This is a genomic window from Thermogymnomonas acidicola (assembly GCF_014646795.1).
In the GTDB taxonomy this organism is placed as follows: domain Archaea; phylum Thermoplasmatota; class Thermoplasmata; order Thermoplasmatales; family Thermoplasmataceae; genus Thermogymnomonas; species Thermogymnomonas acidicola.
Map to the genome: position 1 here is coordinate 998,840 of NZ_BMNY01000001.1, position 18,899 is coordinate 1,017,738.

An 18,899-nucleotide genomic window follows, 5' to 3' on the forward strand; every position below is an offset into this window, starting at 1 on the left:
TATTAAGTGTTTTCAGCGCACAACAGTTGCAGGGCATGGCGAGGTTTAAAGATGTGTAGCCATATTACCCATGTATATGCTATCAAGACGCATATCATCGGTCAGGGGATCGGCGACCATATCGCTGTCAAACAGGGCATCCTTAATGGAGAGGCAGGGCAAGAGGGTGCTCAACTTCGGTGTAGGGGAGCCAGACTTCACAACGCCAGAAGGGATCATAGAGGGCGCTTTCCAGTGGGCAAGGAAGGGGAAGACACATTACACACCGTCGGCGGGCATATTCGAACTCAGGGAAGCCATAGCCCAGGACTACGTGGAGAGGGGCTTTGATGTTAAGCCAGAGAACATACTGGTGACTCCCACAAAGTTCGCGATTAACCTTGCGGTCTTCTCGACAATGGATCCCGGAGACGAGATCCTGATACCGGAACCCTATTACCTGTCATATTACGATATAGCGGCCATAAATGGCATCAAGCCCGTGCCCGTAAGGACCGGCGAAGACTTCAGTTTCGACTTCGACCTGATGCAGGAGTACGTCGGCCCGAGGACCAGAGGCGTGATAATAAGCAACCCGTCCAACCCCACCGGGCGTGTCTACGGCAGGGACGAGATCAAGGGGCTCGTGGACTTCTGCGAGGACAACGGGATGCTCCTTCTCTCCGACGAGATCTACAGGTCCCTCGTATACGAGGGCCAGCCAGCCTCCCCGCTCTCCTTTACAGGCCTCGACAGGGCCATAGTGATGGACGGCTTCTCAAAGAGCTACGCGATGACAGGCTGGAGGATCGGTTACCTGGTGGCAGACAGGCAGGTGATCGAGGGGGCCAACAGGCTGCAGCAGCAGACGATAACGTGTGCCCCTTCGGTCGCACAGTACGCCGCTCTCGAAGCGTTGAAGGACAAACAGAGCCCTGTGGAGATGAGGGAGAGGTTCAGGAAGAGGAGGGACCTCGTGCTCAGGGAACTGGGAAAGAGCTCCAGGCTCAAAATCGTAAAGCCGCAGGGCGCGTTCTACGTGTTCCCTGAGTTCTCGGACGCGAGGTCCTCGGAGAAGTTCTGCGAGGACTTACTGGAGGAGAAGGGCGTGATAGTGACACCAGGGAGTGCCTTCGGAGAGCAGGGGGAGAAACACTTCAGGCTCTCGTTCGCCACGTCCGAGAGCGTTATAGAGGAAGGATGCAGGATGATAGTCGACTTCCTGGAAGGGAGCTGAGCATGAAGCGGATAGGCTGGAAGGGCAACTTCCATACCCGTTGGGCCCCGGACCTGGATCCAGTTGCAACGATCGAGAACGGGGAGACCTTCGAGGTGGAAATACCAGATTCTTCCACAGGCCAGGCCTTCCCGGGCATGTCGCCAGAGGACATGGCCACAATGGACCAGTCCATCCTGGACGCGGCTGTTGGCCCATTCCTTGTGGAGGGTGCATCCCCGGGGGACGCCATATGTGTCGAGATCCTGGACATTAAAACCGCTGACTGGGGCTGGACAGCGATCATAAGGGACTTCGGCCTTCTTAAGAACAGGTTCGAGGAGGCGGTGCTGACATGGGACATAGGGGAGAGCGCTGTGGCCAGGGGTGCCCTGAGCGGTATAAGGGTACAGGTGGAGCCCTTCCTGGGCATAATTGGGGTTGCGCCGGCCAGTGGTGAGTTCCCGATGATACCCCCGCAGGCATTCGGAGGCAACATGGACAACAGGCTCAACTGTACCGGTTCTAAGGTATACCTGCCTGTCTTCAGGCCCGGCGCTCTCCTCTCCCTCGGCGACCCACACGCTGCGCAGGGTGACGGGGAGGTGTGCGGCACGGCGATAGAGACCTCTGCCAGGGTGAGGCTCAGGGTGAGCGTTGTCAAGGGGATGGCCATAAGTTCACCCCTCACGGTATCTCCGCAGAGGAGGCAGGAGGCATACGTGTGCACCACCGGGATCGGCGGGGACCTCCACAGGGCAGCCCAGGACGCCGTGCTGTCAATGATAGGCCTGATATCATCTTCTGGCATACCTGGGCCAGAGGCATACATGCTGTGCAGCGTGGCGGGCAACCTAAGGGTGTCGGAGATCGTGGACGAGCCAAACTACGTGGTCTCAATGTGCATGCCATCAGGCATAATGGGAAGCATATTGCCAGGCGGTGGGGAAGGTGCAGATTGAGGGTGACTACGAGGAAATCCTGTCATACTACGCCAACCTCTTCAGCATAAAGAAGCAGAGGGAGATCCAGGTGGACGAGTACACGTTCAATTACCTCGGCTGCAGGATCCTGGACACCGATGGAAAGGAGGTTGAGATGCTTTTCCCACCAAGGGAACTCTCTGACAGGGTCATCGAGATCAGGTTCAGTGTCAGGAGCCTAGGCGGCGTCGAGCCACTGGTCAGTGTGACCTGGGACAGGATAAGGGTGGAGCCGGAGCCGGACCAGAGGGAACTCCGGAGGTTCCTGGACAGGCTGGACACGTCCACATTCCGCTTCTTCTGAAATGTACAGGAAGGGCTACCTCGTAGCGCGGAACCGCATACCGACCAGTGGACCCCTGTTCCTGGGAAGGACAGCGAACGGCATCCAAGTCTGTGCTACAGGTGAGATGCTTGACACACACTGGGCGGTGCTGGGGAGGACGGGGAGCGGAAAGACCACGATCCTCAAGCACGTGTGCGAGGGCCTTGTCAGGGGTGGCCATAACCTTGTTGTCATAGACCCTCACATGGACCTGGGCTCATTCTGCCTCTCCCTCCTTCCGGAGAGGACACTCTACATATCGCCCCGCCCTGTTGAGGTTGGCGGTGTGCAGAAGGCCCTGGCAATGCCGGTGATCGGGAGCTCCAGGGACCCGGAACTCCAGTCGTCTCTCCTGAAGGACGTGATCGTGTCGTCCCAGGACGGTGTCTGGGGGCCAAGGCTGCAGGTCATAATGCGTGTGCTCCTCTCTAGGTTCATCCAGGCCGGCAGCACAGACCTCGCCGCCTTTGCGAAGACCCTGCTGGACAGGAACGCCCTCATCAGGGCGGTCGGGGACACGGAGGAACCGCTCCTTGCACAGTTCATCAGGGAAATAACGCAGGACTGGAAATCATGGAGGGAGTACTCTTCTTCAACCCTCAACAGGCTCATACCAATAGTGAGCGACAGGGGCATGCTGCACATAGTCTCTGGCAGGCCAGGCTACGACATGGGCCAAATGCTGTGGAGAGGTTCTGTGTTCGTTGTAGACACCTCCATGATACCGAGAGACACTGCCAGGGTACTGGCTGGCCTCGTCCTCCTTAGCATATTCTCACACTGTGCCTCTGAGAGGCCAGGGAGGAAGACGTTCGTCGTTGTCGACGAGGCCCACTCGGTGAGCCAGAGCGTCCTCGAGACCCTGCTCAGGGAGGGCAGGAAGTTCAACCTCCACCTGATACTCTCGACCCAGTTCATAAGGCGGGACGAGCCCCTTTACGCCTCTGTTGTGAACAACTGCCGGACCTTTGTCCTCTTCTCCCTTTCAGGGCCGGAGGCAGCAGCGGTATCAGGTGCCACAGGCATCTCTGGCCTGGAACCTGTACTCTCCTCCATGCCTTCCCTCACTGCACTCCTCTACTCAACCGCAGGCCCTGAACCGGTGGGCCCGGTCACATTTTCCACAGCTCCAGTTCATGGAGCGAACCTTGCTGTGGACGCCATCAGGCGGAGCGTGGAGCTCTACGGAACCCCGCTCGCCTCACCTGGCAGTGACGGGCCCAGCCTTCATGAATACATGGTAAGGGCCCTTTCATCGATCCTCTCCGCAAAGGGCATCCCATGGAATATAGGAAGGAGTGTGCGCGGGCGCATTCCTGACCTGACATTCGACCTTGATGGGAGGGAGTTTGTTGTGGAAGTGGAGGTCAGCGACCTTGACAGGAAGTCAAGGGTCGTGGGAAAGATGGCCTCCTATGCAGGCAGGGATGTAGTTTTCCTGTGTGACACTGGTAGGGTGCAGGACCTGTGCAGCATACTGGAGAGGCCGGTGGAGGTGAGGGAGAAATCTGGCCTCTGGCTCGAGATACCTGCTGTCCTCGAAGGGCGCGAGATCAGGTTTAGGGACCTGGGGGACTTCGCGTCCCATGTCTGGGTTCTCTCATTCTCCTCCGGAAGGTTTTACCTGCACCGCAGTGGCAGGCAGGTGCCGTTCCAGCCTGAGGACCTTCTGGGAGACGCACCAATGATATCGAAAATGAGGTCATCATTCAGCGGATTTCCGGAGGCTGTGTGGCGCCTCATGGTGGGCGAGGGGCAGCCTGCAATGGCATACTCGTATGTGGAAGAGAAGGTGAAGTTCAGCAGCCATGTGAAGGCTGCCTTCAGGTCAAAGGTGAGTGCCCGGGACGTACTGGTATACAGCGACCTGACGCGTGGCTCCTTCTGACCATTTGAGAAAAAGTGAGATCATCTCTCGACCCTCAGTTCCGGCATCTCCGCTATTCTGAGCGATAGCCTCAGCTGCCTGTAGCCCCTGATCAGGTCGAGCGTTACGATTGCGTTTATTCCCCTGCTGTTCAGTACGCGCACAACATCCCTCATGGTGGAGACCTGCTCCCCGTCCATGGAAACTATGACATCGCCCGGCCTGACACCGCTCCTGTAAGCGGGCCCGTCCTGGGAGGTCTCCACAACAAAAACGCCGCGGTCTACCTGGAGCCTGTACCTCCTCGCAATCCCATCGTTGATGTCGACACCAGATATGCCGATCCATGGCCTGATGACCCTTCCGTGGAGGAGTATCTGCTCCACCACGTTCCTTGCAGTGTTAACTGGTATGGAGAAGCCCATACCCTGTGCGAACGGTATTATGGCAGTGTTTATGCCTATGACCTCCCCGGAAGTGTTCACAAGGGGCCCTCCGCTGTTGCCCGGGTTGATGGCCGCATCGGTCTGAATGAGGCCCTCTGCTATGTGCGTGGCCCACGGCATGGGCCTGTTGACCGCACTTATCACCCCCAGGGACACTGTGTGGCCCCCGGGAAGTCCTAGGGCGTTGCCTATTGCTATGGCAAACTGGCCTATCTTCAGCTTTTCAGAGTCCCCCAGCCGGGCAGCGGGCAGGCCCATAGCAGGCACAGATAGGACTGCCAGGTCCGTGGGCGGGTCTGTGCCAAGTATCTCTGCCTGGAACTCGTCTCCGCTGTCGGTCACAACTGACAGTTCGCTTGAGTTGGCCACCACGTGGTTGTTTGTGAGGATGAGCCCGTCAGGCCTTACTATTATCCCTGAACCGGCACTTTCCTGTCTGGCCGGCGGCACGAAGGGGTTCCTCGAGACCCTGCTGCTGTATATGCTGACAACGCTCCCCTTCACGCTCTCAATTGCCCTTGTAACATCTTCCTCGAAGGCAGTTATTGAGACCATGTCCATCATCAGGTTAGTATGTTCTACTATAAAAACATTGACACACGCCTGTGTTGATTCAGAGCGTTACCTTGGAATCAAGCCAGCCCCTTGCGAGCTTCCTCACCTCTGCCAGTTGCCTCTCCATTTCCTCCCTGATCTCATCCTGGCCCTTCACCACCAACAGCCTTTGCCCTGCATCTGCCACGATGCCCATCTCAATCAGCGGCCTTGCCTTCTCCTTGGTGAACATTGGCTTCGTGAGCTCCTGTCTCCCTCTCCTCTCAAGCTCGAACAGCACCGACCTGAGGAGCCTTGACACGGTGAAGTGCCAGTAGGGCTCTGACCTCTCCAGGTCTGCCATCGATTTCCTGATCCTTTCTGCCACGCCCTCCTTGCCCAGGCCCCCAGCATGTATGCGTGAAAAAGGCACAACGGTGCCGTCCGGGAGAACCACGATGGTCGGCTGTCCCCTGATCGACAGCTCCTGGAGTATCTTCTTCCACTCCCTGGGCTCATCTGTGTCCACGGACTTCATGACGCTGGGTGGCATGAAATCGTCCGCAAGGAACAGGTCGTTCTTGGTGTCGAACACCACATCCTCGTACCTGGCCGGTGCCCTCGACTCTGTGCACCTCTGGGCAGCGCACAGGTGGGAGTAGAGCGCAATGGCCTCGGAGATGGTGACCTGATCCCCTGCACCTATCCTGACCTCGCTGTCTCCGTAATGGGCAATGGAGCAGCAGGACCTGGCAGCCTCCTCCACCTGGGCTGCAGGCAGGAATGGCAGGAGACTCTCCATAACAGCGTCTATGCAGGACATGCCTGTGCCATGCATCGCCGGAATAAAAAAAGAGCGAAGGTCAGGGACATGCACTGTGCGCTATGATTATATATTGATGTTTGTTATGATATGACAGGCGAGCCCACCGGAGAGGTGTATGAGCGGCGAACGTTTTAATTATTACCTGAAAATGATATTGAACGCGAGGCTGGAAGAATATAGCATGATATACGAACAGATAGGCAACGACACGGAGCTGACTGAGAGCGAGGAGACCGAGCTGGAGAGGCTGATAGGCAGGTACATGTCTGTGTACAACAGGTTCGGCGTGCGCGTTGTTAACATCCACACGGGCAGGGAGGAGGAGCCTCCGGCCACAGTGATCGATGATTTTGGCGGTACCTCCAAGTTCGTGGAAAAGGAGGTCAAGTACGGAATAGAGTGGAAGGTATACGCCCCCACTAACGGCTACAGCTCACCAGTGAACCGCTGGTACTACAACGAGAGGATATCGAAGATCCTGAACGATTTGCTGCACGATGTTGTTCCAGGCAGGAACCCCAGCTACTTCGACATCCCGCCATGGATAATGGGTACCCCACACGCGCCGGACGTGACCTATGTGCCGCTGCACGAGATAATATCGACTGCAATCGCAAAGGGTGTTGTGCCCGACTGGGAGTTCCTGGTCAAGAGGGGCCTACCCAGGGAGTTCGTGGAGGTTCTTAGGGCGGAGAACCTGGGCCCGATGCCCTGAACACTCTTTTCCTTTATTCCATGTTCGGTTCTCACCTCTCCTCTTAACCTCATAGGCTCTATTTGCCGGTCCCATTTCTATGAGGGGAAGAGAGAAGAACTGCTATAAGCGAGTAAGGGATGCAAGGGTATGGCATACGCGGGCATAGTCACGCCCATGGTAACCCCCATGGACAGGGAAGGTAAGCCTGACAGGAAGGGTACAGAGAAGCTCGTTGAGTTCCTGATAAGTTCTGGTGTGGATGGCCTGTTCCCCATGGGCTCGACGGGCCTCTTCCCGTGGTTCGGTAGGGAGGAGAGGAAGAAGTTCATCGGGTGGTGCGCTGAGCTCTCAGGGGGGCGCCCAGTTTACGCCGGGATAGGTTCATCGTCGAGCAGTGAGGCGGTTGAGCTAGCGAGGGACGCCATAGACGCCGGCGCGACCGCGCTGGTGCTCATGCCATCCTACTACATAACGCTGGACCAGAAGGAGATATACAACCACTTCTCCTATGTAATTTCAAAGGTGGACGCGGACTTCATCCTATACAATATACCACAGCTGGCAGGCTCGTGGATCCTCCCGGAAACGGTACAGAAGATCAGGGAAGAGTTCTCGCAGGTGAAGGGGCTCAAGGAGAGCTCCGGAGACATGAGGTTCTTTGAGAGGATCGTCTCCATGGCCTCCAGGGACTTCGCGGTCTTCCAGGGCCAGGACGACCTCCTGCTTGCCTCGCTGTCGCTGGGTGCAAGCGGTGGCGTGGTTGGACTATCCAACTTCACGACCTACTGCACCGAGCTCTATTCACTCTTCAGGGAAGGCAAGTACCAGGAAGCAAGGAAGGTGCAGGTGGAGAAGGTAAACAGGGTCATGCAGGCCGTTAATTCCGTCACGTTTCCCATAGGTTACTACTACGCGACCTACAGGAAGCTAGGCATAGACGGGGGCTTCAGGCAGCCCATGTACATGCCAGACGAAGCGGCAAGGCGTGCCATAGACAGCGTGGTCCTCTGATGGGGCCATTCCGGAAGGGGGCATGCTCTCTGCAGCCTGTGCTGTCTCCGGAGTGTCGCCATATGGCCAGTGGCCCCAAGGCAGGGATCCAATCCGCTCACGCACGTCCTATGCGGACACCACGAAAATATAAATAGAGTCTTGAATTTCAGTCAGGCTAGTGAAGGAGGTCTAAGTATGGAGAAGAGCACATACGTGAAGTTCGAGACTCCCGAGTCGCTTGAGAAGAAGGTTCTTGATCTTGTGGAGAACGCTTACAGGACGGGCAAGATCAAAAAGGGCACCAACGAGGTGATAAAGTCCATAGAGAGAGGGGAGAGCAAGCTCGTTGTGATCGCAGAGGACGTTAACCCTCCTGAGGTAGTTTACTACCTGCCCTCGCTGTGCGAGGAGAGGAAGGTGCCGTACGCCTACGCGAAGAAGAAGGCCGACCTGGGCGCGAGGGTGGGCATCGCCTCTGCAGCCTCGGTCTCAATAGTGGACTACGGAAAGAATGAGGACCTGTACAAACAGGTCGTTTCCGAGATATCGGAGATAAAGAAGTGAGGGTGGTCTGATTGGCAGACGATGCGACACCTGCTGAGGTCGTCGAGCTGATGGGCAGGACCGGCATGACCGGCGAGGCGACCACGGTCAAGGTCCGCGTTCTCTCTGGAAGGGATCAGGGGAGGATAATCGCCAGGAACGTCATGGGGCCTGTGAAGGTCGGCGACATCCTCATGCTACGGGAAACGGCCAGGGAGGCCAGGAAGCTCTCCATCAGGTGATGTGAATGGCAACGAGGAACTGCACCTTCTGCGGTAGGGAAATCGAGCCTGGCACGGGCTTCATGTACGTCCGCAGGGATGGTGCCATATACTATTTCTGCAGCAGGAAGTGCAAGACCAACATGGTTGACCTGGGCCGCATGGCCAGAAACACAAAGTGGACAAGGGAGTACCATACGATCAAGAAGATGAAGAAGGCAGCACAGAAGAGCTGATCGCGATGGAGAGGACACTGGTTCTCATAAAGCCTGACGGGGTCAAGAGAAGACTGGTTGGCAGGATATTCCAGAGGTTCGAGGAGAAGGGCCTCAGGATAGCGGCCCTGAAGCTGATGAACGTCAGCAGGCCCATGGCAGAGGAACACTACAGCGTCCACAGGGATAAGCCATTTTTCAGGTCCCTCGTGGACTACATCACCTCGGGGCCCGTGGTTGCAGCGGTGCTGGAGGGCTCGAACGCCATCGCAGTGGTGAGGAAGATGTGCGGTGCCACCGACGGCTCAAAGGCAGAGCCCGGGACCATAAGGGGCGACTTCTCCATGGGCATTGAGAAGAACATAATCCATGCCTCGGATTCTCATGAGGCTTACGAGCACGAGTACCGCATATTCTTCAGGGATGAGGAGATCCTGAACTACGAGTGTGGAGATGAGCATATCATCTACTGAGCAAGGCGTCAGGTACAGGCAGCCCATAGTGTGCGTGCTTGGGCATGTAGACCACGGAAAGACCACGGTACTGGACGCCATACGCGGCACTTCGGTGGCCCAGAAAGAGGCAGGTGGCATAACTCAGAGGATAGGTGCCACCGACATAGATGCGGAGACTATAGAGCGCAGTGCCAGGGCACTCCTTAAGGGCGCGAAGCTGAAGGTGCCCGGCCTCCTTTTCATAGACACCCCTGGCCATGTGGCCTTCTCGAACATGCGGGCGAGGGGTGGCGCCCTAGCTGACATAGCGGTCCTTGTCATAGATATCAACGAGGGCCTCATGCCGCAGACCGTTGAATCGATAAACATACTGAAGAAGTTCAGGACACCTTTTATCGTTGCAGCAAACAAGATAGACCTCATACCCCTCTTCACTCCCGTCAGGGACGTATCGTTCATAGAGTGCCTGAAGAAGCAGAGAAAGGAATACGTGGAGGAACTGGACAGGCGCATCTACGAACTGGTGAGCGCCCTCTATGGCCAAGGCTTCCAGAGCGAACGCTATGACAGGATAACGGACTTTACCCGCACAGTGGCGATCGTGCCCGTCAGCGGCAAGCTCCACATAGGGATGCCAGACCTCCTGATGATGCTCGCCGGCCTGGCGCAGAGGTACCTGGAGAACGACATAAGGCTGCGCACAGACGAGACCAGGGGGACTGTGATAGAGGTCAAGCGCGAGGAAGGCACGGGAGTGACCCTTGACACGGTCATATACCAGGGCGTGCTGAGGGCCGGGGACGAGATAGCCCTCAACACCAGGGACGGCCCAGCAGTGACAAGGGTACGTGGCATGCTTATCAACACCCATGGGAGGAAGAAGGGCCTCAGAGAAGTGGAGAGTGTCCAGGCCGCCGCGGGTGTCAGGGTACTTATATCTGACAAGCTGGACGTGATCCCCGGCACGCCCATGATTGTGGTCAGGGGCGACAGGGACAAGATCTTCGAGGAGATAATAAAGGAGAGCTCTGTCAGCATACCCCTCTCGGAACACGGAGTGACCGTCAAGGCCGAGGCGCTGGGCTCCCTGGAAGCTGTGTCCTACGAGCTTGGCCAGAAGGGCATAGGCATAAGGTCGGCACAGACCGGGGACGTGACGAAGAGGGATATAATCGACGTGGCCACACTGCAGGACCCCATGGAGAAGGTGATAATCGCCTTCAACGTCTCCGTCCTGCCGGAGGCGCAGCAGGCTGCGGCTGAGAACGATGTCACGATCATACAGGGTAACATAATTTACAGGCTCATAGAGGAGGTTGAAGGCTGGCTCGCTGAGAAGAAGAAGCAGCTTGAGGAGGGGAGGAAGCAGTCAATGCCGGTCCCCTCGAAGCTCGTCATACTGCCGGAATACATTTTCAGGACAAGCAAGCCAGTCATAGTGGGTGTCAGGCTGCTCTCAGGGCAGCTGAAGGTAGGCGACACGCTGATCAAGTCTGATGGCCGCTACGGCGGTACGGTGAAGAGCATAAGGGAGAACGAAGTTTCAAAGAACTATGTTGATGCCCCGGCGGAGGTGGCCGTTGCCATTGATGGCGTCACACTGAACAGGCAGATCAACCCGAACGAGACGCTGTATGTCGACATACCGGAGAGCGTCGTGAGGGAACTGAGGGCAAGGGCACTTGACCCGGAGACCATGAAGACCCTGGAAGAGATCATAAAGATCAAGCGCAAGGAGAACCCGTTCTGGGGCACCAGGGCCTAGAGAAGGAACGCAGACACCACCAGGACTGTGAGCGTTACGGCCACGCTGATCTTCCTCTGCCTGAAAAAGGTGTAGGCCAGGAAGAGCAAGGCCGTGATGAGGAATAGGGCAGGGATCCTGTGGTATCCACCTATTAATACCTGTCCGGCGAGCAGCGGTACGGCGAGTATTGCCGTGGCCTTGTAGATGGAAGACCCGGACACTATGCCTGTGCTTGTCTCTGAGGGATCGCGCACCAGGGATATGGCCAGCATCACTATCTCAGGTAGCGATTCAACTATGCCCGCGACTATGAAAGATGCGACCAGAGGGTTCAGGGAGTAGTGCATGGAGATGGATTCAGTGGACCTAACCAGCAACCATGCGCCTACGACCACGGACGCGCAGGAGAGCGCGGACACCAGGCCTCCTGGCGGGGCCACCTCACCCTCAACCGTCTCGTCACCTGTACCGGATCTTGAGAGAACCACGTAGGCTGCTGCCACAGCGAGCATCCCAGTGCCGTAAATTTCCTGCCCCTGTGGTAAGAAGGTTGCCAGTAAAAGGAGTGCCGCCGGGACCACAAGGAAGATCCCATCCCTGCGGAACTGCCTGATGCCCTCCGGCACTGCCCAGGGCATTATGAGCAGGAACGCCGCAAGGGTGACAACGCTGGAACCGAGGATGGCACCCAGTGCTATGGAGTCCTGCCTGTAGACGACTGCAACCGCCACAAGCGCTATCTCGTCCACCACAGAGGCAACGGAGAGGAGGTACTGGCCAGAGTTCCTTGCACTTAGGCCGAGCCTGTGGGAGAGCTCCATTGAGGCGGAGTGAAGGGCCTCTGTTCCCAGGTACAGGAGGGGCACGGAAAGGGCAACGGACACGAATGAAAGGTAGAAGGGGAGGCTACTGTAATACAGGAGAAGTATCAGGGATATGGCAAAAATGGGTAGCTGGGTCAGGTGCCGAGATCCTCCATGCATCCGGCTGCCATCCCATCACTGGATTAAAACCTGTTCCACCTTAACGGGCTTCACGTCGTCCTTCAGGGCAGCCCCCCTCAGCATCCTCCTGCACTCAACCATCTTCGGTCTAAGCCTTTCCAGGATGTACCTGTATGCCTTCTCGGCCCCGGAAGGATCGCCGCAGGTGTATATGTCTAGTGTCACGAGGCCGTGCTCGGGCCATGTGTGGAAGGACAGGTGTGATTCCGCGAGAAGCACTATGCCACTCGCACCCTTCGGCTGAAACTGGTAATAGTCCGAGGAGATCTTCGTCAGGTTTCCGAACTTCACTGCGCCTTCTATGACAGGGTACAGTGTGCTAGCCTCTGAGATCATTTCCGGGTCCACGCCATACAGATCCGCCACGATATGCATCCCCACGGCCACTTTCATCGTCCTCCATTAATTTTCACCTCATCCAACAGCTGTTGTGATTATTATCATGTATTTAAATATTTATTGGGTAGGGCCGCTGAATTTTTTTATCTGCCATCATGGATAATATCGTGGGCGCAATAGCCGGTTACAAAAATACATTTAAAATAATCAAAATAAAATTATATTTTTCATCCTGTCATTCCAAATTTTTAAACCTCACCGGCACCTCTGGGGAAGAAATCTGAAGCGATCTCAGTTCCCCAAGTAAAAAGTTCATCCTTTTCCTGGAAACAAGTATTATAGTTCCGACACCCCTCTTGGAGGCCTCGAAGGCTGCACAGAGCACGCCGTACTCCATGTCCGGCCTCTTGCCGAAGGCTGCCAGGAACACGGAATAGGCACTCTCGCCCACCGTCCCTGTGAGGTAACCGTGTCCCAGCTTCACCTCATCCCTGACCCTGCGGACAGTCTCATCGAACCTGAACTCCGGCCCAACGTCCGGTATCACGATTATCTCCACGGCCCTGATGTCCACATGTATGAGGCCTGTGAGCTGTGAGACGCCTGCCGGCTCTCCCGGGGCGGAACTGGCGACACACGTTGCCACCGGCCCGGTCCCTTCATATTTCCTGGCGTGGAGGTAGCCATCCTTCATGTAAAGAGTGACCTTCTGTCCTGCCTCCAGGTGCTCGTCGGATATGCACTCCCAGACCATCTGCCTGCCGACCCTGTCCAGGCTGTCCCTGACGAACTGCCTCAGCTCCTCCAGCTTGCTGCTCAGAAACTCATAGCCGGTGGGGCTTATCCTCATGTCGTCGTAAACATAGCCCTTCTCCTTCAGGATCCTGAGGTGGTAGAGCACGCCCTGGCTCGTTATGCCAACGCTCCGCGCCAGTTCAGAGGGCCTGTTCTCCCCCTCGTATATCTTCATCATTATGAGGAGCTGTGAGAGAACTGCCTGGTCCAGGACCTGCGACATGGCCGAAACATATGGAAAGCGTATATAAACCTCGCATGCAGTTAATAGCATGTCGTGATACTCACCCATGGGCGTTCGCGTGCTCCACTTCGGGACGCTGGACTACGGCTATGCTCACTCCATCCAGTTGCGCCTCCTTGAGGGGGTATCATCGGGAAGGGTAGAGGGTGCGATCATGTTCCTGGAGCACCCTGACGTTTACACTGCAGGCATACACACAAGCCCCGAGGACCTGGGGAACCTGGGGGAGGCAGTCAGGGTCGAGAGGGGCGGCTCCGTGACGTACCATGGCCCGGGCCAGCTTGTGACATACTACATACTGAACCTGATTGACCTGGGAATAAATGTGAGGGACCTGGTGCAGAAGGTGGAGGAGGCCGTGGTATCCACGCTGGCCAGGTTTTCCATAAGGGCGGAGGGTAGGCTGGGCAGGGAGACCGGCGTGTGGGTGGGCAGCAGGAAGATATGTTCCATAGGCTTCGCACTGAGGTCATCTGTCACATTCCACGGCTCGGCCCTGAACATCTCCACCGATCTCTCAAAGTTCGGCGTGGTGAACCCCTGTGGCTTCTCTCCATCTGTGATGACGAGCATGGAGGCCGAGACTGGAAGGAAAATAGAAAGGGGGGAGGTGGAGGCCGCCCTCGAAAGGGAACTGCTCGCAAGCCTTGGCATCGGCAGCTTCAGGGATGAATATCCTCAGGGTGTGCCACTGTGACTGCCTGCTCCCTGAGGAACTGCTGGAGGTAATAGTAGGAACCTGTACCCTTTCCAGTGGAACCGCTCAGCTTCCAGCCAACGAATGGCTGCGAACCTACCATGGCGCCTGTGGATGCGCCCCTTGCCCTGTTCGCGTATACCACCCCAACGTCTATGTTCTCGAAGTAGTAACGGACCTCCTCTGGGTCCTCGGAGAATATGCCCCCTGTGAGCCCGTAATCTAGGGAGTTGATGCGCCTCACAGCCTCCTCAAGTGTGCTGAATTTGAGCACGCCCAGTATGGGCAGGAAGAGCTCGTTCCTCACCGTGTAGGCATCGTCGCTCAGGTCGGCGACTATGGTTGGGTGCACATAGAAGCCTGGCCTCTCCTCAACCCTAGCCCCTGTCAGTACCCTGCCCTCCTTCTGCAGGGTGGGTATCAGGTTCCTGTACTTCTCAAACGCATCCCTGTTTACAACGGGGTTCAGGAACGTCTCCTTCTTCCTGGGGTCATCTGGCTTTATCTTGGAGGCCTCCTTCACCAGCATGTCCAGGAACCTGTCATAGACGCCGGACTGCACGAATACCAGGGACGCAGCGCTGCACTTCTGCCCCGCATACCCGAAGGCAGCCCTTATGACGCCCTGCACCGCCTTGTCGAGGTTCGCCCTGTTTGTGACGACCACGCAGTCCTTGCCGCCCATCTCCGTTATGGCTGGCTTCGGCACCTTCTCGCTTATCTTGTGGAACAGCTTCATCCCGACGTCCTTGGAGCCCGTGAAGACCAGGCCACCTATCCTTGGGTCTTCCACAAGTGCAGTGCCAACAACACCGCCAGAGCCGGAGAGGAATGCGAGGACTTCCTTCGGGACTCCCGCCTCGTGCAGGAGCCTCACGAACAGGTAGGAGGCTAAAGGTATGTCACTCGAAGGCTTCAGCACCACCGCATTGCCCGTGATCAGCGGGCCCGTTGTCATGCCCACAGTGATGGCGAAGAAGTTGAACGGAGCGATCACGGCGAAGACGCCGTAGGGCTTCATGTAGCTCATGCTCTCCTCGTTGTCGTATCCCCTGCCAGTGAAGCGGTTGAAGCCCTGGTTCTCTATCAGGTTCAGGGCGTAATACCTCATGAAGTCTATGCCCTCGTCGACGTCGGCCATGGCCTCTGTCCTGTTCTTCCCGTTCTCGTAGGTCAGGAGGGCGGCAAACTCGAACTTCCTCTCACTCAGCATCTCCGCCGCTCTCAGGAACGTCATCGCCCTGTGCACGTACCCCTTCCAGTACCAGGACCGGTAATTCCTGTTCAGGACGTCAAGGGCCTCGCCCACCGATTCCTTTGAGGCTAGCTGGAAAGTGGCTATCTCACTGCCATCTATCGGGCTCACGTCCTTGATCTTCCTTTCCTCAGTTATGTCCCTCACCACTATGTTCGGATACTCCTTCCCGAAGTACCTCCTGACGTCCTCCAGTGCCCTCTCGTACCTCTCATGGAACTCAGCTTCCCTGCCCTGCTTCTGCATCCTCACGAATGTCGTCTCGTTCTCGAATGGCATACACTAAAATGCATGCACCTCTAATAACAGTTTTCTGTACTGTCAGGGGCACGCTACCCTGCCAGGGCAGGTTGTTTCGCTGCCCGGGTGTGCCGGGTTCAGTTTAATAGTCCAGAACACATGCGCTCACAGATGACGGTTTCGCCCATAGAATACAGGTACGGCAGGGAGGAGACAAAGGCCATATTCAGTGAGGAGAGCAGGCTCCTGTACATGCTGAAGGTGGAGGCGGCCATCACCAGGGCGGAGGAGGAGTTCGGCCTGGTGCCCAGGGGCACAGCCGAAATGGTGGAGCGGGCCGCCCTTTCGGGAAGGGTTACACTGGAAAAGGTCAAGGCGGTGGAGGCGGAAACAGGGCACGACATAATGGCACTCACGAGGGTGCTCAGCCAGGAGGCGGGAGAGGCGGGCAGGTACGTTCACCTGGGCGCAACATCCAACGATATCATCGACACGGCCACAGCCCTCCAGATCAAGGACTTCCTGGGCATTTACGAGGGTGAAATGGTCTCCTTCATCCTGGTCCTTTCTGACCTTGTCCAAAAGTACAGGTCAGTGCCCATGCTGGGCAGGACACACGGCCAGCACGCAAGCCCCATAACTTTCGGGCTTAAGGTGGCAGTGTTCTGCAGTGAGATGATGCGCCACCTTGAAAGGCTGAGGGAGATGAGGAAGAGGGTACTTGTGGGAAAGCTCCTCGGGCCCGTGGGCACCGGTGCCTCCCTGGGCCCAGATGCCCTGCGCATCCAGGAGAGGGCGATGCAGATCCTGGGCCTTGGGGTCGAAGAAGGTGCCACCCAGATAGTGGGCAGGGACAGGTACATAGAGTTCCTTGGCGTCCTGTCGAACGTCGCTTCCTCGCTGGAGAAGTTCGCAACGGAAGTTCGAAACCTCCAGAGGCCGGAAATAGGGGAAGTGTCAGAATACTTTGATGAGAGCAGGCAGGTGGGCTCGAGCTCAATGCCCAGTAAGAGGAACCCTGTCTCCTCAGAGAACGTGGCCAGCCTGGCAAGGCTAGTGAGGAGCTTCATCGTCCCGGAGTTCGAGGCGGCTGTCACCTGGCATGAGAGGGACCTGACCAACAGTGCGCTCGAGAGGTTCACGATACCATATTCTGCCATCCTGTCCGATTACATCCTCCACAGGATGAAGTCCGTTTTCCAGAGGCTGCAGGTGAACGTTGAGAGGATGGAGGCCAACCTCCTCTCCGACCCGTTCGTGGTCTCGGAGAGGCTCGTCACTGAACTGACCGAAAGGGGCATGCCAAGGCAGGAGGCGCACGAGGTCGTGAGGAGGGCCAGCATGGAATCGTACCGCACGGGCAGGCCCTTGCGCTCCACACTCAGGGACTTAGGCGTCCTGCGCTACATGAGCGATGAGGAACTGGAGAGGATATCGGATCCCAGGACATTCACCGGTTCCGCTGAGGAGATCTGCGACAGGACGGTCTCAAGAGTGAGAGAGATGGTGGGCCATGAAGGAGATCGGGACTGACAGCACGCCCAGGGAACTCATCCTGAGGGCACTGAGGGACGGGGAGAAGTCCCAGAGGCAGATAGAGGAAATGCTGAGGAAGGAGGGCCATGGCATGCACAGGGTCATGCTCTCCGGCTACCTGAGGGGCCTTGCGGATGCCGGTGACCTGAAGGCAAGGGAGATTAAGCCGTTCAGGCTCTATTCCCTTGCCTCAAAAGAGGCCCCGGACGTCTATGACGTTGTTGGCAGGGTGGCCAGGGAAGTGGACGAGCAGACCTCTGGCGACAGCGCCCTCCTCCTGCTGCATGTGCTCTTCAACAGGCCTGTGTTCCTGAGGGAGGTGGAGAGGTGCAACGTTGAGCCCCCCGTGAGGTTTAGGAGGGTGAACAGCCCCTCCCGCATCCGCTACATACAGGACCTGCAGAGGCTGGGCGTCGAGATACCGAGGAGCAACATACTCATAGAACCGGAGAGCATAGACCCGTACCACACGATTAAGCTCCTGAGGTCCATGGTAGACGCGCTCCTGGGAATAAGGAAGTACTCGCTAACCGACGGCTCAGGGGTTCAGGCCACGCTGGACTGATCCAGGCCCGCATCATCTATTATCAGGTACCCGCCGGAGCCCCTCCACACCCTGTGCGACCTCCTGATCCTTATCCTCCCGGCACCTGGGAACGACAGGACGAAGCTCTCGTACTCGCCCCCCTCGCCGGATGGGTTCATTCCGTATTTCCTCGAGAGTTCCATTATCCTCTCCACACCATCACGGTCGAGGTGCATGCCCAGGTGGTCTTCAGTGAGGCCCTCAGCGGACACGGAGACGAGGATCGCGTCTATGGACCTCATGACGATTTCGTTGAGAAGCATGCCCTGGTCCTTCCTCCAGAGCGGAGCGAACATAAGTATACCCAGCTCTGTGCACTTCATCTCCACCCTGGTCTTCTGGTAGTCTGAAGCTATGGCTCCGACCACCACGGCGCCGATGCCGTCCCGGGCCAGGTTGCCTATGAGTTCCCAGAGTTTCCCCTCCTCAACCATAACGTTCTCGATGCCGAGGAGGCCGCTCACATACCTGGCCATCGAGGCGTTTGGATAATGATACATGAGGGAGTGCTCTTCCGCAATCACTGTGACCGACATGACCACGTCGAAGCCGCTCTCCAGGGCAATGAGTGTGGCAAGGAACGAGTCCTTTCCCCCCGACATAAGGGATACTGCCTTCACAATTAACGCTAAACACTATCATTTTATAGTTTTTATCGATTGCTTGCCGGTGTCAACATGGCTGTGAACGTGGGTGAAAAAGCTCCAGACTTCCAGGCGATAGACACGAACCTGAAGGTGAAGAAGCTCTCCGACTACAGGGGAAGCAAGGTTGTCCTGGCATTCTTCCCGGGTGCCTTCACATCCGTGTGCACGAAGGAGATGTGCACGTTCAGGGACTCCATGGCAAAGCTCAACGGCCTCAATGCCAAGGTGGTCGGGATCAGTGTGGACCAGCCGTTCTCGCTGGCGGAGTTTGCAAAGGCGAACAACCTGAAGTTCGACCTGCTGAGCGACGCGAGCAGGGAGATCTCGAAGAAGTATGACGTGCTCCATGAGAACTTCGTGAACGTGCCAGGCCTCACAGCGTCCAAGAGGTCGATCTTCATACTGGATAGGGACGGCGTAGTCAGGTACAAGTGGGTCAGCGACGACCCCTCCAAGGAGCCTGACTACAAGAAGATAGAGGAGGAACTGGCCAAGCTGAACTGAAAAAA

The 18,899-nt window shown here is 57.0% G+C and carries 22 protein-coding genes; 15 read left to right on the forward strand and 7 right to left on the reverse strand.

Annotation, left to right across the window (positions count from 1 at the left end; translation table 11 throughout):
- Nucleotides 1–76 precede the first annotated feature (76 nt).
- From IEW66_RS05090 to IEW66_RS05105, 4 genes are read left to right on the forward strand one after another with little or no spacing between them, the layout of a single operon-like run.
- Nucleotides 77–1,216 carry a pyridoxal phosphate-dependent aminotransferase gene (locus IEW66_RS05090; protein WP_188680854.1) on the forward strand — a complete coding sequence of 380 codons (1,140 nt, stop codon included), beginning with the start codon at nucleotides 77–79 and terminating at the stop codon, nucleotides 1,214–1,216.
- Nucleotides 1,217–1,218: 2 nt separating this feature from the next.
- Nucleotides 1,219–2,157, forward strand: coding sequence for an acetamidase/formamidase family protein (locus IEW66_RS05095; RefSeq protein ID WP_188680856.1), 939 nt, complete (start codon nucleotides 1,219–1,221; stop codon nucleotides 2,155–2,157).
- Nucleotides 2,147–2,482 carry a hypothetical protein gene (locus IEW66_RS05100; protein WP_162509198.1) on the forward strand — a complete coding sequence of 112 codons (336 nt, stop codon included), beginning with the start codon at nucleotides 2,147–2,149 and terminating at the stop codon, nucleotides 2,480–2,482. The genes IEW66_RS05095 and IEW66_RS05100 overlap by 11 nt, the downstream gene beginning before the upstream one ends.
- 1 nt (nucleotide 2,483) lies before the next feature.
- Complete coding sequence (locus IEW66_RS05105; protein WP_306789760.1) at nucleotides 2,484–4,391, forward strand: ATP-binding protein; 1,908 nt, start codon at nucleotides 2,484–2,486, stop codon at nucleotides 4,389–4,391.
- A 20-nt stretch (nucleotides 4,392–4,411) separates the two neighbouring features.
- Here IEW66_RS05105 and IEW66_RS05110 read toward each other — a convergent pair whose 3' ends face one another.
- Nucleotides 4,412–5,380: a S1C family serine protease gene (locus IEW66_RS05110; protein ID WP_229657496.1), complete on the reverse strand. Its 969-nt coding sequence runs from the start codon at nucleotides 5,378–5,380 to the stop codon at nucleotides 4,412–4,414.
- Between the two features lie 49 nt (nucleotides 5,381–5,429).
- On the reverse strand, nucleotides 5,430–6,173 hold the full coding sequence (locus IEW66_RS05115; RefSeq protein ID WP_188680862.1) for a hypothetical protein: 744 nt from the start codon (nucleotides 6,171–6,173) through the stop codon (nucleotides 5,430–5,432).
- Between the two features lie 184 nt (nucleotides 6,174–6,357).
- Here IEW66_RS05115 and IEW66_RS05120 point away from each other — a divergent pair, with 184 nt between their 5' ends.
- The 7 genes from IEW66_RS05120 to infB all read left to right on the forward strand — a co-directional run bounded on the left by IEW66_RS05120 (nucleotide 6,358) and on the right by infB (nucleotide 11,065).
- On the forward strand, nucleotides 6,358–6,891 hold the full coding sequence (locus IEW66_RS05120; protein ID WP_188680864.1) for a hypothetical protein: 534 nt from the start codon (nucleotides 6,358–6,360) through the stop codon (nucleotides 6,889–6,891).
- 129 nt (nucleotides 6,892–7,020) lie between these two features.
- Entirely contained in the window at nucleotides 7,021–7,884 is an 864-nt protein-coding gene (locus tag IEW66_RS05125; protein ID WP_188680865.1) for a dihydrodipicolinate synthase family protein, read from the forward strand.
- Nucleotides 7,885–8,061: 177 nt separating this feature from the next.
- Nucleotides 8,062–8,430: a 50S ribosomal protein L7Ae gene (gene rpl7ae, locus IEW66_RS05130; protein ID WP_075056936.1), complete on the forward strand. Its 369-nt coding sequence runs from the start codon at nucleotides 8,062–8,064 to the stop codon at nucleotides 8,428–8,430.
- Between the two features lie 11 nt (nucleotides 8,431–8,441).
- Nucleotides 8,442–8,651 carry a 30S ribosomal protein S28e gene (locus tag IEW66_RS05135; RefSeq protein ID WP_188680866.1) on the forward strand — a complete coding sequence of 70 codons (210 nt, stop codon included), beginning with the start codon at nucleotides 8,442–8,444 and terminating at the stop codon, nucleotides 8,649–8,651.
- A 5-nt stretch (nucleotides 8,652–8,656) separates the two neighbouring features.
- Nucleotides 8,657–8,866: a 50S ribosomal protein L24e gene (locus IEW66_RS05140; protein WP_075056934.1), complete on the forward strand. Its 210-nt coding sequence runs from the start codon at nucleotides 8,657–8,659 to the stop codon at nucleotides 8,864–8,866.
- A 5-nt stretch (nucleotides 8,867–8,871) separates the two neighbouring features.
- Entirely contained in the window at nucleotides 8,872–9,318 is a 447-nt protein-coding gene (gene ndk, locus IEW66_RS05145) for a nucleoside-diphosphate kinase (RefSeq protein WP_188680867.1), read from the forward strand.
- Nucleotides 9,299–11,065 (forward strand): translation initiation factor IF-2, encoded by a 1,767-nt coding sequence (gene infB / locus IEW66_RS05150; protein ID WP_188680868.1) that lies wholly within the window; start codon nucleotides 9,299–9,301, stop codon nucleotides 11,063–11,065. The genes ndk and infB overlap by 20 nt, the downstream gene beginning before the upstream one ends.
- Here infB and IEW66_RS05155 read toward each other — a convergent pair.
- The 3 genes from IEW66_RS05155 to IEW66_RS05165 all read right to left on the reverse strand — a co-directional run bounded on the left by IEW66_RS05155 (nucleotide 11,062) and on the right by IEW66_RS05165 (nucleotide 13,408).
- A complete protein-coding gene (locus IEW66_RS05155) occupies nucleotides 11,062–12,030 on the reverse strand; it encodes a hypothetical protein (RefSeq protein WP_188680869.1) in 969 nt (322 codons plus the stop codon). The genes infB and IEW66_RS05155 overlap by 4 nt on opposite strands.
- A gap of 15 nt (nucleotides 12,031–12,045) precedes the next feature.
- Nucleotides 12,046–12,444: an adenosylmethionine decarboxylase gene (gene speD, locus IEW66_RS05160; protein ID WP_188680870.1), complete on the reverse strand. Its 399-nt coding sequence runs from the start codon at nucleotides 12,442–12,444 to the stop codon at nucleotides 12,046–12,048.
- Between the two features lie 181 nt (nucleotides 12,445–12,625).
- Complete coding sequence (locus IEW66_RS05165; protein ID WP_188680872.1) at nucleotides 12,626–13,408, reverse strand: ArsR family transcriptional regulator; 783 nt, start codon at nucleotides 13,406–13,408, stop codon at nucleotides 12,626–12,628.
- Nucleotides 13,409–13,475: 67 nt separating this feature from the next.
- On the opposite strand from IEW66_RS05165, the gene lipB reads away from it, so the two are divergent.
- Nucleotides 13,476–14,126 (forward strand): lipoyl(octanoyl) transferase LipB, encoded by a 651-nt coding sequence (lipB, locus tag IEW66_RS05170; protein WP_188680874.1) that lies wholly within the window; start codon nucleotides 13,476–13,478, stop codon nucleotides 14,124–14,126.
- Here the strand turns inward: lipB and IEW66_RS05175 are convergent.
- Nucleotides 14,092–15,660: an aldehyde dehydrogenase family protein gene (locus IEW66_RS05175; protein ID WP_188680876.1), complete on the reverse strand. Its 1,569-nt coding sequence runs from the start codon at nucleotides 15,658–15,660 to the stop codon at nucleotides 14,092–14,094. The genes lipB and IEW66_RS05175 overlap by 35 nt on opposite strands.
- A gap of 120 nt (nucleotides 15,661–15,780) precedes the next feature.
- Between IEW66_RS05175 and purB the strand changes: the two genes are divergently transcribed.
- Together purB and IEW66_RS05185 are read left to right on the forward strand one after the other, a co-directional pair.
- Complete coding sequence (gene purB / locus IEW66_RS05180; protein WP_229657498.1) at nucleotides 15,781–17,154, forward strand: adenylosuccinate lyase; 1,374 nt, start codon at nucleotides 15,781–15,783, stop codon at nucleotides 17,152–17,154.
- Complete coding sequence (locus IEW66_RS05185) at nucleotides 17,135–17,722, forward strand: helix-turn-helix domain-containing protein (protein ID WP_188680877.1); 588 nt, start codon at nucleotides 17,135–17,137, stop codon at nucleotides 17,720–17,722. Before purB ends, IEW66_RS05185 begins: the two co-directional genes overlap by 20 nt.
- Here IEW66_RS05185 and IEW66_RS05190 read toward each other — a convergent pair.
- Nucleotides 17,704–18,363, reverse strand: coding sequence for a diphthine--ammonia ligase (locus IEW66_RS05190; RefSeq protein ID WP_188680878.1), 660 nt, complete (start codon nucleotides 18,361–18,363; stop codon nucleotides 17,704–17,706). The genes IEW66_RS05185 and IEW66_RS05190 overlap by 19 nt on opposite strands.
- Nucleotides 18,364–18,420: 57 nt before the next feature.
- Between IEW66_RS05190 and IEW66_RS05195 the strand changes: the two genes are divergently transcribed.
- Nucleotides 18,421–18,894, forward strand: a complete 474-nt coding sequence (locus tag IEW66_RS05195) for a peroxiredoxin (protein ID WP_188680879.1) — start codon at nucleotides 18,421–18,423, stop codon at nucleotides 18,892–18,894.
- Nucleotides 18,895–18,899 lie beyond the last annotated feature (5 nt).